12 protein-coding genes are annotated in these 16,075 nt (G+C 52.2%); all 12 read right to left on the reverse strand.

Translation table 11 applies throughout. The annotated features are described in order from the left end of the window. Window positions 1-2: 2 nt before the first annotated feature. Entirely contained in the window at window positions 3-4,262 is a 4,260-nt protein-coding gene (locus tag AC5JMP_RS05420; RefSeq protein ID WP_495850421.1) for a tape measure protein, read from the reverse strand. A 101-nt stretch (window positions 4,263-4,363) separates the two neighbouring features. After that, entirely contained in the window at window positions 4,364-4,888 is a 525-nt protein-coding gene (locus AC5JMP_RS05425; RefSeq protein WP_495850422.1) for a hypothetical protein, read from the reverse strand. A 19-nt stretch (window positions 4,889-4,907) separates the two neighbouring features. Continuing rightward, the gene (locus tag AC5JMP_RS05430) at window positions 4,908-5,162 is read right to left on the reverse strand and encodes a hypothetical protein (protein ID WP_495850423.1); all 255 of its coding nucleotides are present in this window, start codon (window positions 5,160-5,162) and stop codon (window positions 4,908-4,910) included. A gap of 1 nt (window position 5,163) precedes the next feature. Further along, window positions 5,164-5,913 carry a hypothetical protein gene (locus AC5JMP_RS05435; protein ID WP_495850424.1) on the reverse strand — a complete coding sequence of 250 codons (750 nt, stop codon included), beginning with the start codon at window positions 5,911-5,913 and terminating at the stop codon, window positions 5,164-5,166. A 44-nt stretch (window positions 5,914-5,957) separates the two neighbouring features. After that, complete coding sequence (locus AC5JMP_RS05440) at window positions 5,958-6,776, reverse strand: hypothetical protein (protein WP_495850425.1); 819 nt, start codon at window positions 6,774-6,776, stop codon at window positions 5,958-5,960. Between the two features lie 59 nt (window positions 6,777-6,835). Beyond that, window positions 6,836-7,207 carry a hypothetical protein gene (locus AC5JMP_RS05445; protein ID WP_495850426.1) on the reverse strand — a complete coding sequence of 124 codons (372 nt, stop codon included), beginning with the start codon at window positions 7,205-7,207 and terminating at the stop codon, window positions 6,836-6,838. Window positions 7,208-7,328: 121 nt separating this feature from the next. Beyond that, the gene (locus AC5JMP_RS05450) at window positions 7,329-8,393 is read right to left on the reverse strand and encodes a hypothetical protein (protein ID WP_495850427.1); all 1,065 of its coding nucleotides are present in this window, start codon (window positions 8,391-8,393) and stop codon (window positions 7,329-7,331) included. Continuing rightward, window positions 8,393-8,578, reverse strand: coding sequence for a hypothetical protein (locus AC5JMP_RS05455; protein WP_495850428.1), 186 nt, complete (start codon window positions 8,576-8,578; stop codon window positions 8,393-8,395). Before AC5JMP_RS05455 ends, AC5JMP_RS05450 begins: the two co-directional genes overlap by 1 nt. Window positions 8,579-8,580: 2 nt before the next feature. Continuing rightward, window positions 8,581-12,153, reverse strand: coding sequence for a hypothetical protein (locus tag AC5JMP_RS05460; RefSeq protein WP_495850429.1), 3,573 nt, complete (start codon window positions 12,151-12,153; stop codon window positions 8,581-8,583). A gap of 183 nt (window positions 12,154-12,336) precedes the next feature. Beyond that, window positions 12,337-12,996 carry a DUF5662 family protein gene (locus tag AC5JMP_RS05465; protein ID WP_495850430.1) on the reverse strand — a complete coding sequence of 220 codons (660 nt, stop codon included), beginning with the start codon at window positions 12,994-12,996 and terminating at the stop codon, window positions 12,337-12,339. After that, window positions 12,993-13,181, reverse strand: a complete 189-nt coding sequence (locus AC5JMP_RS05470) for a hypothetical protein (protein ID WP_495850431.1) — start codon at window positions 13,179-13,181, stop codon at window positions 12,993-12,995. Before AC5JMP_RS05470 ends, AC5JMP_RS05465 begins: the two co-directional genes overlap by 4 nt. Then, window positions 13,181-15,997: a hypothetical protein gene (locus tag AC5JMP_RS05475; RefSeq protein ID WP_495850432.1), complete on the reverse strand. Its 2,817-nt coding sequence runs from the start codon at window positions 15,995-15,997 to the stop codon at window positions 13,181-13,183. The genes AC5JMP_RS05470 and AC5JMP_RS05475 overlap by 1 nt, the downstream gene beginning before the upstream one ends. Window positions 15,998-16,075 lie beyond the last annotated feature (78 nt).

Raw genomic sequence — 16,075 nt, forward strand, 5'->3', positions numbered from 1 at the left:
ATTTAGCCTTGGCGTTGCCGTATTTTTTGAAGCAGGTCGTATTGAATGCTGAGCATTTGCTCGTCAACGCGGTTCATATCTGAGCGAGACGGAGAGCCGCCGCCCTGGAATTGGTTGATGATTTGATTGGATTGATCGATCTGCACCAGCGCGTCTAAATCCCCAAACTTGTTGGCGATCTCTGTTACTGCCGTCAGGATTTGCCCTAGTGAGTCCGAACTGGCTTCGATCGCCCCCGGTTGGGGTGGGGTGTAGTTCAGCTCGCTTTTCAGGCTGCCGGATAGATCGAGCTGCTGAAGTTGCCCGATCCTAGAGGCAATTGCCTTACCCTTCGGATTGCTCAAACCCGCCTCACTAAGCAGACTTTGGGCGATCGTCGCACTATTGCCGCCTAAGTTGCGCTTCTGGGTGCCGAAGGCATCATTAGCCGTCTGATTAACCAGGGATTCTAGACCTGCTTGGAAATCAAGACGGCTGTTATCCCCCGTTGCGCCAAAGTTTCCGGCAATTTGATTACGGAGCTGCCGCATTGCGTTAGCCCTCTGGCTGCCCTGAAGCGTGTTGGCAAAGGCATACTGCTGCTGTAGGTCTTCACTGCCCTGCCGGGTGCGTAGGGCGTTTTCCTGAAGGGCATAGGATTGGCGATCGAATCCAGCTTGACGCGCCAGCAGGGTTTCCTGCTGCACCAAAAAGCCGCCTTGCTGTTGAGATGACTTGAGATCGAGTTCAGCCGCTCGGATGACTTCAGGGGTTGATGTGGGATCAGCCTTAGCTTTTTGCAAGTTAGCTTCCTTCTGGGCGATGTCAGCCTCATTCTGAAGCTTCTTCATCCGCAGCTCAATCTGTTCGCGCTCACGGGCAAGCTCGGTCTGTTGCTGCTGGATCTTCAGGTTAGTTAGCTCTGCCTCATGCTGAAGTTTCAGCGCTCGCAGCTTAATCGCTTCCTCAGCGCGAGCATAGCGGCGTTTCTCCGATTCCGTTTGGGCAATCTGTTCCATAACGTTCAACTCACCCAGCACGGCATCAGTCTGGGCTTTGCGAAGGTTCTGCTGTTCCTCCATCAGCTTTTTCTGCTGCTCGATCGATCGGGTGATCGCGTCGTAAACCTGCTGCTGTTTTTCTAAGCCTAAAGTCTGTTCATGGGTGCGGTTCTGCAAGCCTTGAACTTCGCGATCGAGCTTTTCAGCCAGTGCCCGTAGGTTGGCTTGCTGCTGTTCGTATTCGTTTTGTAGGAGCTGCCCGGTGAGTTGAGAGAGCTGAATCTTAGAGGCGCGGATCTTCGCTTGCCGTTCGGCTTCCTTTGCCGGGTCATCGTACTTGGGCGCGGCTTCCAGGGCGGCAAGCTTGTCTTTCTCGTTTTGCAGCTCGGTTTCAATGGTTGAGCGCTGGTTAATGATGCGGCGGCGATCGAATTCAACCTGCCGGATCTCATGCTTATTCAGCAACTCCTGATTGGCGTTGTTACGCTCAATCTCGGACTGTTTAGCTGTATCGATCGCCTTCCTCTGGGCGCGTTCTAGCACAGCCATTCTTGCGGCTTGGATCGATTCCTCGCCTTCGGTTTCCTGTTTAACCTGCTGAGCGACAATGCCCTTACGATCGTTCTGCAACTTAGCCAGAACCTTTTTACTGCCGCCACCTTTAGCGATCAGGTCTTGCTCAGTTTTAATCGCGTCGTCTACATCTTTGAGCTGTAGATCTAACTCCTTCTTCTTCAAAGCCGTGAGCTGCTTTGCCCCTTCAACCTCACCCAAATTACCCGATTTAACTTTCGCTTCAACCTCAGCGATTTGAGTAGCGATGTTCTGCTTCTGGACTTCTAATTCACCCTTACGAATCCCGGTGATCGCCTTCTCAGCAGCTTGCCGGGTTTCAATGTCGAGTCCGGCGTTTTTGGCGATCGCCTTCAGCCTATCCTCACCCTGTTGCGCGGTGATGGCTCCCGCGTCAATCTGCTGCTGAGTCACCGCCATCAACTGTTTAGCAGATTCGATCGCCGCTGCCTGGTCAATTGGATTGTCTAGTGCTTCCTGAAAGGCTTTCGCCTTATCAGCAAGCTGCTTGATAATCGTTCCCCTATCATCCAGCTTCCTGTTTTGGGTGGTAACGTTAGCGGTTCCCTTGGCTTCCTCTTCAGATTGAATCTTTAATCCCTTTAACGCTTCCTCAAGCGCTTTTTTGCGGTTCTCTTGAAACGCAATATCGGCTTGCTGCTTAGCCTTCTGCTCTGGAGTGAAGACGGCAAGTTCTTTCTCTGAGGCAATCTGCTGATCGATTGCTTCAATCTGCTGCTTGGCAAGTTCAGCAATTTGAGTGTTTTTCTTAAGCTGCTCAGCACTGAGGTTAGTCCCTTGAGCCTTTGCCGCATTCACCTGATCCAGGGTTTTCAGGGATTGGGTATCAAGCTGTGTGCTTGCCCGACTGAGAGAGTCCAATGCTTCAGCGGCATCCTTGATTGGATCACCGATGAGGGCGCTAACGCCGGGGATTTTAGAAGCGATCGAGATAAAGGATGCGACGGTTTGCTGTGCCTTCTCTACGGAAATATTGAAACCGTCGATAGCCATTACCAGCGTGGTCGTTATCCCACTCAACAGTGGGGCAATGATTTTCACTGTTGTTGTAAAGTTGCGAAGCCCTTGAACGATGTAGGCAATCAGCCCAATGATTCCAGCCTTCAGAAAGTTGCCGATCTTCTCCAGTGCGGGTGGCAGAACCTGCACTAGATATTCCCAGACGGGCATAAAGTTTTTTTGCAGTTCAGCGCCCATTGATTGCAGATCGGGCGCTAGGCTCTTGACCTGCTCAGTGAGGTAATCCCAGACATCTGTAGCCGCCTGTTTAAGCCATTCCCATGCACCTGAACCCGCTTGAACCGCATCATTGATAAAGCCGCTGATCTGCTTCAGGTTTTTGTTGTAGACAGCGCCCACCCCATCAATTGCCTGGTCAATCAGGCTCCAGACCTGCATTAAGCCACCGCCGATCGCCTCACCTGCACCCTTGGCAAAGGTGCGCATATTCTCAAGCTGCCCTTTGAGGGATTGCTCAAGTTTGACGATCGGCTTCAGCATCACGTCTAACAGTGGTCCGCCAAAATCACGGGTAATGAGCTGGACATACTCCTGAATATTGGAGGTCGCGCCTTTCCACTGTTCTGCTAGCTGTGCCTGACCTGCAACCGCCGCCTGAGTCCGCTCTTCGATGTACTTCATCAGCTTCCCTTCTGAGGAAAGTTGGGCAACTCTGGCGTTATTTAGGTTGAGGAACTTAGCAAGGGCGTTGTATTGAGGGTCAATGTTACCGCCCGTGATTTGGGAAATATCGTTGGTGATTTGCCCTGCATCGCGCCCTAGCATCAACCCTTGAGCCGTGAGCTGCGTCGTGAGCTGTCGGGCATTATCGGCTGAATCCTTGCCCGCGCCCTGCTGATTACCAAGCTTCAGCCGACCGCTAGCCGCTAATGCCGCCTGAAAACTGGGAATCAGATCAGTGCTAGTCACCCCGCTGAGGCTGGTTGCATCAACGGCAAGCTTGTCGATCTGCTCCTTGATCATCGGGCGCAGAGCATCGATCGCCTTTCTAGGATCGGTTTCGATCTTGCCGTTGATCAGCACATCCTGCTTAGAGGCAAGGGTAATCGCGGTGGACTGAATCTGCTCTCTGAGGCGAATATTCTGCCCAATCACCTGATCAAAGTTCTTCGACAGGATTGCCATCGCTGCCTGAGCGCCCTGGACGGCAAGCCCAAACGTGCCCATTGCGCCAGCGGCACTGCTAATCGCCCCTCCTAAACCGCCAAAGCCGCCCTTCCTTCCACCGCCGCCGTCGCCATTGGCAGCGGCATGGAGCTTATTAAATTGCTCCTCAGTTGTCCCCAGCTCTTTGTTGAGCTTTTCAAAAATCTGCTTAGGGTCAAGCTTGAGGGCTGAGAGTTCCTTGATTGCCTTGATATTTTTCTGAATCTGGTCACTGCTCAGACCCAGCCCTTTGGAGAGCTGCTCAGCCTCCTTGTAGGTTTTCCCTAGCGACTTTGCCAGCAAGGAAATCTCTTTATCCAATGAGCCGAAGCCCGCCTGCTTGCGAATCAGCTCAAATCTCTCTCCAACTGCCGCTGCCTGAGCTTTCAGCCCGTCCAGATTTTTGCCGATCTCACTGACGATCGGCTGTGTTTGATTGACGGCTTGAACAACAAGCTTAATCGGGTTAAGTGCCATGATTGCCCGTGGGATGAGTGAAGCGATCGCATCCCGAACGGGCATCCCAGTTTGAGCCAGGGCAGGCTTATGAATTCAGTTTGCCCAAAAAAAGAGCTGAGGCGAGAAACGCTCCAGCTCCAACAGACAACAGGGAGGAAACTTGTTTATGCGGCTTTCAGCTTGCGGGTGCGCTTGGGTTTGGCGGCTACGGCAAAGCCTTGAGGTTCAGCCTTCTCAGTCCACAGCTTTGCATCTTGCTCATTTTGCAAGTCATGTTCAGCCTGAAGATGCTTCAATGCCTCTAAAACCAGGGCGGGAGCCTCATCATCGTCCAACTTCCAAACGGTTTTAACCTCTTGCTCGCCGTTGGGCGCGTAGATGAGCCGATGGTTCACCAGAGACTCAGGCAGGTCGGGAAAGAGCGATCGCAGCACATGAGCTAGGCTTGCCTGAACAGCTGGGCTGTCCATCCGCACGATTAGTACAACCGTTGCCCGTTGCAGGTCGTTGGGGTCGTTCAGGTCAAACTCAAACGGATTGCTACCGCTGATCGAATCCATCAGCGACTGAATGCGATCGCGCTCTGATTCACCCTTAAAAAAGACGGATGCCAGCACCCGCATCTCGCGAGAGGTGGGGTCAGAGGCAGTATAGGTTTTATCGCGAAGCGTGACTGAAAAGGGTTGCATGGTTTTAGCGTTGATGAGTCTATGAGACTGGCTCGTAAGTTGCTTCAAAGATATCGGGCTTACATGGATAGAACTCGTTTTTTATTCCTTTGATAACCCAGTCGCCTAAACTTGCGGTCATGCTACCTTCAAGAGTCTCGATCTTTAGAACTGGCTTTCCGTCTATAAAGTCAGCATGACAACTGCACCTTACAAAGTTGAATACTTGATTCTTTGAATCTTCCGTAAACTGCATTGCTTCAACTACAACGGGCTTCTTTCTGAACTGAGGCATATTAAAAATCGTCTGGGACTACGATATTCATTCTCCGATAGTGTTCCCTCACAGCGGCTCCGGCGTTCAGTTGCTCGAACCGCTTTTTATCGGCTTCGGCTTGCAGCTTCTTCTGTAGCTCAGGATCTTTACGCTGTGCAGTTTGTAGAACAAGCTTGTTGAGGTAATCGAAGGAATAGCGATCGCTCAGTGGCAATGCCTGATCCTTAAACATAATCAGCAAGTCTGCCAGCAGGTCACGGGCTGGATCGCCTGATGTGATATGAACGATGCCCTTATTCTGATTGGGGCGATCGACTGTGACAGGTTCAGGGTAGCCCATGCCCAGCAGCAGATCGAGCTGTGGTAAGCCGACAAACATTTCCCCATTACGCTCGACTGGGGTAGAGCAAATGAAAAACCTGTGCCGGGAATCGGGAGTCATGGCAGCCGCATCAAAAGCGGGTTCCATGAGCTTCGATATTTGGGTGTAGTAAATGCCCCATGTGGCGAACAAAGTTGAATCCATTGAGGGTACCCAATAGCCGATCCCTTCCAGGTTCGATCGCAACTCTTGTCTATAAGCGCTAATCAGGGCATGACGTGCCAGCGGAAGGCAAACCATTAGGAATGTGCCGTCTAAGAAGTCAACGCGCTCGTACATGGGGCATGAATCTAACTCGAACAGCTTATTAGTGCCCGATCGCCCATGTTCGTTTGCATTAAAAATCCCGCTGGATTGCTCTGCCGCTCCAACGGGAAAAACATTCACATTTCGTATAACCCACCATACACAGAGTATTCCCCAATCGCCTTCTAAGCAACCAGTTGCAGTGGCACATCCTCAACATCCCAACCCAGACCCGATCGGCAGTTGGCATCAGGCAGGATTCGGAGGTTGACCGATCGCTTACCGTCAGCACTGAGCTGAGAGCCGAAGTCGAGGGAGCAGTAGCGAGCGCTGAAGGTTTTCACGGTCTGGTCATGGTAGATGCCCGTTAGGAACACGCCTACAAGCCCCATTTGCTTATTGCTCATTGCCGTAGCAGAAGGAACCACTGCATTGACCCGACCAGAGATCGGATAACCTGTTGCTGCCAGCTCTGGGGAAACGGTTAGCGCCAGGTGTTCGCCGATGACGATCTGATTGCCGATAGGATTGGCGGCAACGACTGTCAAAGCGACCGATAGCTTAGTCAGCGGATCGGTGTAGTAAACCATTGAGTTTGCCCCATCGGTTTGAGCTGTGACCTGATAGCCATGCTCGCCCGGTTCCCGTGCGGCAAAGGTTTGGGTCGTGGCTTCAAATTCAAACAAGACGGCAGAGACAACGTTGGTGTAAGACTTCACCACCTGACCGTGGATCATCTGCTCAAGTTCGGGGCCACCCACGTCAAAGCTAAGCTTCAACTTCGGCATGATCTTGTCTTTGTAGGTCAGAGCTGATTGCATGGCTCCGTTTGCGGTGCGACCATCGATGTCAACGATCGTAATCCCTGGATCGATTTCAGCCATGCTGGGCGGAATCAGTAGGGAGATGGGTTTGGGCGTGAGAACGGCTGGAGAGCCTTCAAAAACGTAGCGGTGCAAAAAGCACTTGTTAATTGTGCGGAATCCGAGAATTGCGTTAGCCATAGTGTTCTATTGGATAAAAAGCTTAATGAATGGCTTGGTGAATAGCCGAGCGATCGGGCTTAAGGAGTTGGGTCGGTGCGTCCTACGCCAGCAGCCGTGTAGAAGCTGTCAAGGTTGAGCGTGTCAGGTAGCACGGTTTCTACAGCCGTTGCAGCGTTGGTGGCAACTGAGTCGGCTGGGTTGGTGGCGCTGACATAAACAGAATCCGAGCCGCCCGAAAAGATCAGGTGCTTAACGGTGTGGGTTGTGCCTGTATTACTGGCTTTAGGAGTGAGAATGATCCGCTCAAGAATCTTGGTAGCTGCGTTGACCGTAGCCGTCACGTCGATAATTGCCTTGCCACCCGAAACGGTTAGGGCGTGAGTCACGGCGCTGGTTTTGACTTCAGCCGCTTCAGAAAACGGACGTGACCAATTGATGTTAGTGGGCATAAAACTTTACCTGCCTCAAAGGATGTTTAGCATTCCAAATGGACATCCCCAAGTCGCAGGGGCAGGCGTTGCTTTCAGTGTGCCCAACCGAAGGGCGATCGATTGCAAAGCTCGCCCTCTGTTAATAAGCGATCGCCGCAAAAGTGATGATTGCGTTAGCTCCTTCCGGCACATCCCATCGAATTCTTGGCAGGTCAAATTTCCTCAGCTCAGTTTGGGTGCCACCACTAGCCGTCAAACAGCGATCGCCCTCTGTTTGGAGTCTTGAGATCGTTGCTGTTGTGCGGAGCGTATTAGTTTTGAGATGGTTCAAAACTGCGTTGTCATTCAGTCGGTTTGATCCTCCAGGAAACCCTAGTTCACCCGCAAGTCTGCCGCGATCGGTGTCAAATCCGAAGAGAGTCCAAACGTTGCGATCTTGAATATTGGAGTACAGGATTGTCCGAAAATAGTTCACGCAAGCGTTTGAATCAGGATCAATCTCAAGATCGCTCGATAGCAAGCCATTGACCAAGCTACCACGCCATGAAGGGGACTCGCTCAGAGCGCTAACGACCCCTCCATTGATCCGAAAATGATAGTTATACCGGGCATAGCCACCCTGCGATCGCTGACTGTCGAACGTTTGATAATCGACGTATACTGTACCGTTTTTATCAGCAGAGAGAATCGGAGAACTAAAGCCCTGCTCCCCCTGATCATCAACTATGACAGGAACACCCTCGGAATCAATAACCACGCTTGTTTGAGTTCGAGACATCACTAGGTAAGGTCTGCCCTCAACGATTACATACGAATCATTTTTAGCGCCCAACAGAGAAACAACGCCTTGACCTGCATCGAAAGGCGATCCGGAATAAACCGATACTGACATTGCAAACCGTATAGGCTGAGTCGGTTCTTGAGCCGTACGCCTTCGATTCTGGGCGATCTCAATGCTTTGCAGAACCGCAGCGTTTGAACCGATCGCATACCAAGAGCCGTTTGCATCTTTGAACAACTGCGATCGCCCTGGTGGGCATGGCGTGAAGCAGGTTGCTCGAACGGTATTCACCCCATTCAACGGCTGCTCTAGAGTGAATGATGCCGTAGAGCCTACTGCACCACCCCCAACGCCGATCGCCAGATTCTCGTAATGCGCCTGGACTTCCTTGAGCTTGGCTTCCAGTTCCTCAAAGCTACGCATTAGTGATGCCGCTCCACTTCGCGAATGCCGGGAGTTGGATAGGGGAAGAGAGGAAGGTGATCAGCGAGCCGAACCCAGCCCGATCGCTTCCCTGTATTCAGATTGTGTACCCACGCCCAAACGCCGCCACGGGCGCGGCGATACCAGCGGAAACGAGAGAGGAACGGATCGATAAGGCGTTTCATGGTTAAGAGGGGAAGAACAGTTTGATATCGTCCAGGGTTAGGGTACTGCCAGCCGTGGCGGTGTAGTCTAGACCGAACGCTAATTTGAAGATTTCAAGGCTTGGCGCAACGGCTACATTAGTCAGCGTTAGCTCTACTAAAACGCCATCAATGCTTAGGCTGGTTTTTCCAAGAGTGGCATCTAGAGCCAGCACAATGCTGGACGTGGTATTAGGGGCGATCGCAACTGTGCTTACTAAATATTCAAAGTTGCTCCCCTCCCCTCCAGTAGTCACAATTCCAAAATTCAAAATTCCGCCAGCGTCTAAATACACCCGCCAATCATCATCGTTACCAAACAGATCGCCAGTATGAGCGATCAGCAGATCTTCGCTACCTGCGTTGCTATAGCTTAGTTTGAACTCAAGCCGCCAATCCCTCTGTGGTGGATACTGCTCATCATCAGCGTGATTAGTTGTGAATTTCAGCTCAGTTTCAGATGTGTAGAGAATGCTGTTAATTCCAGTCGCAGCCGTGAACACTGCCGCGCCATCAACGATATCGATCAGCGCTCCACTTTCAGCCAAGAGATCATAGCCGTTGATCGAATCGGCATAGCTGCTGTCATCCAACGTCCAGTAAGCGATCGGCAGTGGTGGAGCTGTGAACCATCCTCGCGCCCTGGCGTAGAGGTTAGAGCCGTCTGAGTTGGCTTCAATCACCCAAAGGCGATCAGCAGCCGTAACCAGATTAGGAGGGGTGTCTAGCTCCCATACCCAGGCATCCTCAAACGTGATTGCATAGCTACCCGCTCCCGACTGCCTCAGCCGCAGATAATAAACGCCGCCATCAATCAAGCCCGTGGGATTACTAATTAAGGTTGTTTGACTGACATTAAGAGCGAAAGTATTGCCCAACGTGGCATCGATCGCCACTGTTGATCCAGGTGTCAGCGAGACAGCCCGAACTGACTGAGCTTTGGTGAAGGTCTGAGGGGCTTCTAGAACTGCGATCGTCTGGATCACCCCATCAGAAGCCTTACGCAGCTTCAGTTTTTCGCCCTGATTGAACACTGCCATTTGATCGACGGCAACGGTTGGAGGTGTGCTGATCAGGTTGAGAATGAGGCGATCGGCATCTGAGATCGATCCGGTTGCCCCAGCGGTGCCGGATGCGCTGATCTTACGATTGGTCAAGATGTTGGTTGAGGGGGCAGCATTGGCGCTGTATCCTAGATTTCGTAGCACGACGCTGGTTGAGCCGGGGGTAACGACTTGATAATATCCAGCCGATTCCACAAATACCGTTGCACCTGTCGCGATCCACTGCCCAGCCGCGAGCGAGACTGTGACGGTTGCGTTGACTGCTGGCTGAATGAATGCTGCCGTAGTGTTGGTATAGGCTTGCCCTGGTGCGCCCGTGGGTGCGGTGATGGTTTGGACGAGCGCCCAATCCAAAGCCGTATCCTTATGCCAGATCAACAGGTCGGGTGAAGCGATCTGGAGATAGATGTCTCCTTCGCTGCCGTCGCCGCTGGTCGGGGGATTCTCGCCCGTGAGCAACACTTTTTGAGTGTTATCGACGAGCCACCTGCCAGGGTCGGAATCCAGCTTGTAGGCGGGTTTCCATACGCTCACCCCATCATGCTCTGCTGTTGACACGGGACTATAGACAATCGGCTTGCCGCTGGTGGTGCGCCGGGTTTGCCATGCGACGATCGCCCCTTGTGGGATATCGACAATACCACTCTCAGCAACGGGTGTACTCCAGCTCTGGGCAGCCGCTTCCATTTCTGCCAGGGTAAGCTTGGCTTCGTGAATGCAGCCGTCAGCTTCAGCATGAGAGATGCTGGTGAGGGATTCGCCTGTGTAGGTAAAACAGAATGCCGCCTGAATTTCGCCTACCGGAATATTGCCTGTTGCAGTGGCGATCGCGGTCGCTCCCTCTGGGCGAAACAGGCTAAAGTTTGCAGCCGGATCAGGCAAATCTTCAATTAGAACCCCAGAGTTCCAATTGTCTATTAAAAAGTTTTGTGTCGCGCCATCTACCACGCTGAACCCTTCAAAGCGGCGGATCTCCGTGCCGTCCGTCAAGAACAGAGTCACCAGCGGGGGGTTGAATTTAGCCTTGCCTGTAACTCCGGCGATTGCATCGGGGTAATCCGCTCGGATCGTGGCAGTGGTGCCGTTGCTCGGATAGGTGCAGGTAATTTGAACCGCTTGGGTGCCGCTAACCGTGACAGGCAGACTCCAGGCAGAGGCATAGCTGTCCCCGGCAACGGTGCCTAGAATCGCTCTGAGTGCTTCGGCGGGTTGCAGGTCGCCATCTCTTAGATAGATTGCTCCATCGCCGTTGATTGCCGCTTTCTGGTTGGCTGTGTTGATATCCAGTTCATAGAGCGGGGATGCGCCCACCTTGAGGAAGCTAGTCGAGGCAACGATGCCCGATCGCTTTAGGGCAATGGCAGCAAGCCCATCATCAGGAACGATGTAGCCGCGATCGTCGGTAGGGTAGAGCCAGTCACCCAGCGCTTGACCCAGCTCACTGTAAACACCAGCCTCTTCAAACAGGTCAAGAGCAATCGAGATGAGGGAGCCGTCTGCAACCTTATTTTGTGCAGCAATCAGGCTGAATTTTGGGTAGATTTCCAGCGTGTAAGCTTCGTTGGTTGCCAGGTCGTCAGGCAGGATAAGGTCTGATTTGCCGCTTTGGTAATCCCGCTCTATGTTTAGGTTTGGGAATTCGATGCCGTCGCCGTCGAGCGTCCTTAATGCACCTGTAACCGTGTTGGCGTAACCCTTGAAGCGCACTGCCAACAGCCCATCAAATTCAGAGTCCTGAGCTGCACCATCAACTGAGACGATGACCTTAACTCGCAAGCCAGCCGGAATATCCTCCTCAGCCGTATTGACGATCCAAAACGTTCGCTTCGTGCCAGCCGCGCCGGAAGGGCTGTAGCGGGGGGCACGTTGCAGGGTGCTAGGGATGTCGGCTAAGGGTCGATCGCAGCCGCCGCCATCGGTTGTTAGCTCAACATAGCTGGAAAAGTTGCCGGGTTTGTAGACCCAGTTACCCGCGATCGCCGCAATCACCGTCAGGTCATTGGGAGGCAGCGATGAGTTCTCATCGTACTCAAACACGTTGCCGCTGAGAGAGGCGATCGCTCTCAGCATTCCGTTGAGGGGCAATTCTGGGAGTGGGTCTGGAGTGGCAATCGTGCTGGATAAGGCAAACATCTCCTCTTCATCCAGGGTGATGCTCAAGGGCAGGGTGCGGGGGTTGCCATCGATGTCGATCGCGCTGATTTTGGCAAGTTGAACGAGACTGCTAGGGGTGTTCGTGGTGGATGCCGCAATGATGTAGTTTTGCCAAAACGAACCTGCCGGGTGCGCTGTGGTGGGGATGGTGATTGTTACTCCTGCACCCACGCCAATAGTCGCCGGAATGATAGAGCTGAGCAGGTTGAATCCTGCCGGGTTCTCTCCCAGAATGGCAAAGTAGAGCGATCGGGCGGTGGTTGTAGAGCCGCTGATCACGCTGAGATTGTCTGAACTAAAAGGGAGTTGAGGTAAGCCGGAAGCAAACTGGATTCTCATTGGGGCGCTGTTGAGCTACGTCCCTACAGTTCCCAATGGGCGATCGGCGTTTGAAGCTCAGCAAAAAGCCTGCCATCGGTATCAATCTCGGCAGGCTTTTTGCAACTTAACCTAGTCACCCCAAAGGAGGAAGAACGACTAAACGTAGTATACCCAGAGGGGCGAAGGGTAATAACCTGCTTATTACCCTTTGTTCTCCTTCAATATCCCAGCCATTTCATCGATCGAAGGCAAGGGTTCTAGCACGGCATCAAAATCATGCTTTCCTGCTCCACACATACAACAGAAGTTTCCTTCCATGTCTCCTGCCCCGCAAGCTAGACAGTGCCAGTAGTCATTTAGATGTTTTTGCGTTTTTCTGCCGTAAACACTATGTAGAAGAGGCACGGTATTGGAAATGATCTTGACTAACTGTGGAGAGAGTCCGAACCGATTGGCATTGTATTCAATGCTTTTGAAAATATTGCCATCATTGTGTCGAAGTGTAGCAGCTTTCCAATCACAAACCATTTCGATCAAATCGATTAGGTTCATACCTTCAACGCCGTCTACAAAAAACTCTGGATGGTGCCTATTGTTTTCATAGTGATGACCTAGAGCCGTTTTCAGCATCTCTTGACGACAGGCTTCATATTCTTCGCTGCCGTAAGTTAGCCCAGCCAATTTATCTGTAAACTGCTCAAACATCTCCAATTCTGGAGAGGTAAGCTTTGAGCGATCGTGACTGAACATCCGACGAGCAATCTCATTCTGCATCGTCGCTAAAAGCTGCATCACCATTTCGATGTGCTTTAGAGTTTCCCAGTTCACAGCTTTTTGCTTGTCAGTTAAATCAGTCATCATTGGAACCTCACCGATCGCCCGTTCGTTGTTGATCCGCCTACCCTCAGAATAATCGTGTTCTGCTTCGGTGGTGTGATGCTGATCTGAGCGCCAGCGTTCTGTACCTCAATCAAGGTCTGTTGGGCTTGATAGATTGCCTCTTGCAAGGCTACCAGTTCATCTAAGGTGCGGCGGGTGAAGTCCATCAGAAATTACCTCTTGAACGAGGGGAGATTTTGCCTAAAAGCTGTTGGTGCGTGATGTCCCACGGATAAGGGTTGTTAGGAGCTTTGGGGTCTTGCTCTGCTGGAGGCTGAGGCTGAGGACGACCTTGGGGAGGGGCAGGTAGCAGCGTTTTATAAAGCACTACCGGGATTTCCCGATCGATTCCTGCCTGAACCTGCGTTGGCTCCCAGGTGATGATTGGGATTTTGCCGTAGCGTCCTTCGATCGTCAGGTTATTGGAAACGCTGGTGACGATCACCGAATGATTTTCACCCTGAGCGGTTAGGGAAATGCGATCGAGCGGTCGCAGCGCTCCATTGAAAGGCACGTCAAACGAATGCTGAACCGACTGCTGCATATCTTGCAGCCTCAAGTCAGTTTTCACCGCTGTAAAGGCAAAGTCTAGAGTGTGAGCTTGCCCGTTGCTCACGCTGCCATTTACCGGATCGCTCCAGGTATAGCCGGGAGTGCAAACGGTGAAGCGGATGCTTTGATGCGTGGTCGAATTGAGTGTACTGGTTTTGTTCGCCTGATCCTGAGATGGATCAACTTTCTCCAGCAGTGACGGTTTGCGGCTCACTGGGCTAGGTCGTCCTTCGTTTTCAGCAAAGCTTTCAATCACAGCTTTGTTGTTGTAGTTGTTGGTGGCTGAATCCTGCAGATTGCGCTCAGTGAAGCGATCGAACAGAATAGCCGACTGATCCGCAGTCAGTGGCGGGATGTTGATTCCGGCAGGTCGGGCAGGTCGCAGCCGGATTGATTTCTTGGTAATCGATTCATCTCCAGCAATCACAAACGGTTTGGGTGGGATGTCGTTGATAGCATACTCATAAATCTCACCCGGTATCAGGTCTGGGTTGGGCTTCACATTGAAGCATGAGCTGTAGGTCAGATCGCCGATCGCAAAACAGGTCGGTGCCCAGGTTGGATCAATCACGTAGCGAGTTTCACTTGTGCCGTCCGGGTTGCAATGCTTGTAGGGCACCCATGCCGACTGTTCTTCAGCGTCAGCATAATAGTCCCGGAAGGCAACGTTATTGATTAGGCTACGCTCCACAATGGGGACTTTCTCAAACACATACAGATCGCGGCTGAGCTGGTCGATCGGGTCGTTGGGGTCAAACAGCTTTAGCGTCTCCAGCTCATCGCTTTCCTGCTTGAACCGTAGATATTTCCATCCTTTCGTGACATGGCCCAGCGGAAACCCATATCTCTTGTCGTAGCGGTAAACCTTCTTTTTGTAGGAAACCACGCCCCAAAAATCTTTTGGTTCGGTGTAGTAGACCCCAGCATTAACGATCAGATCGAATGTAAACACATCTTCAGCCTGGAATCTGAAGCCATAGATGTACTCAATCTCCTCAAACGGCTGACCGTCGATCGTCGTAGTGATATGCAGCGTTTTTGTGTCACCCGATGCGTCAAAATTCTGGCTCATCGTGCGGATGAACTTGACCGTGCTAGGAGGTGAGGCATAGGTCAGATCGCCCGATCGCAGTGTTACCTTTTTGGGAGTGCGCGGCTTCCATTTGGCTTGAGGCAAACCCTTCCGCCTATCGGAATTGATGATCAGGTTCTCAGCAACAAATGTGCCCGTTAGCTGAGCATTTTTGAATTCAGCGGCATAGCCTTTATGGTTAGGCGAGTGAAGCGTATCGCCCTGATAGGTGGTGTTGAGCGATTCGACCTGATAATTCCAAAGCCGTCCTGCTTCGATCGCCTGAGTGGTTACTTTACCCGCATGACTCCAATCCAAGATCGAGCCGTGCAGCCTAGCAATTTGAACAACATCAGCGCTCCAGGCCCGTGCCGCATCGCGAGGGGTGTCCGGTGGAACTTCAACAACCCAAGCGCCTGACAGATTGCGAAGGCTGGTAGTCGTTCCAACATTGGTTGCTCCACGGGTCGGCTGAAACATCACGCCGACTCTAGAGGCTAATTCTGGGATTGAAACCCAGCGAGGGCGCTGCCTCAAGGGTGGAATAGAGTTTGGCGCAACTCCACACTCTGAATCAATTTGTGGCTCATTGTTGAGCTGCTGTGAGTTGCGGCGACGAGGGGTATGGAGAAACGCCGGATCATTGTACTGGGGCTTCGCCCACTTGCCTGTGAGCGAAACGGAAACCGTGTAATAGCCTTCGACTTCTAGCTTTTCTTGAATATTGGAAACGCTGAAACCAATCCCTAAAACCTCTAGCTCGGTGCCCTTCTTGAGCCGATCGCGCACTTGGTTGACGTGAGGGCGATCGACGGCAAGCTGCAAGCTGCCGCTAGGATGCTGTTCGATGCTGAGGCTCCAATTAAACTTGCCCGTGATCGGTAACCCTTTGAGCGCGTCCAGAATATTAGGCGCTGCCAGGTTGGTTGGGATGGATGGGCGCTTCTTTTGAGCCACGATCGCCGCAGGTTTACCCGCGATCGGTTGGGTCGTATGCAACCTAATTTGTTTTAAAGGCTGAATGCCGAGCTTTCCGGTATCAGCAGAGTCGGCAAAAATGGGCGTGAACTCGCCTTCTTGGGGATTGTCCAAATCAGCGGCGATCGTGAAAACCCTGCCCTCGACAATCACAGCAGTTGCACCCACCAGCTCAGACTCAGCTGCAATCTCGATCACATCTCCATCCACTGCCAGCAGCACACTAACCGGATCATGATTGGCAACCACGCCAGCCGATCGCCAGTCTGCATCAAAATCAACTTCGGTGAGTACCAGCGATTGATTGAGGGCCACGCTGCAAATTGCTCCGGTGCCAGGGCGGGTCAAAGTGGTCAGCTGAGGATTAGCGATCGTCCACATGGAAGTTCAAAGCTCTTTTTTTCAGAGTTCCCAAATCCCCAACCCTCTGCGGATTTTAAGGGCGCGATCGACTAGCGC

Source organism: Drouetiella sp. (genome assembly GCF_059504425.1).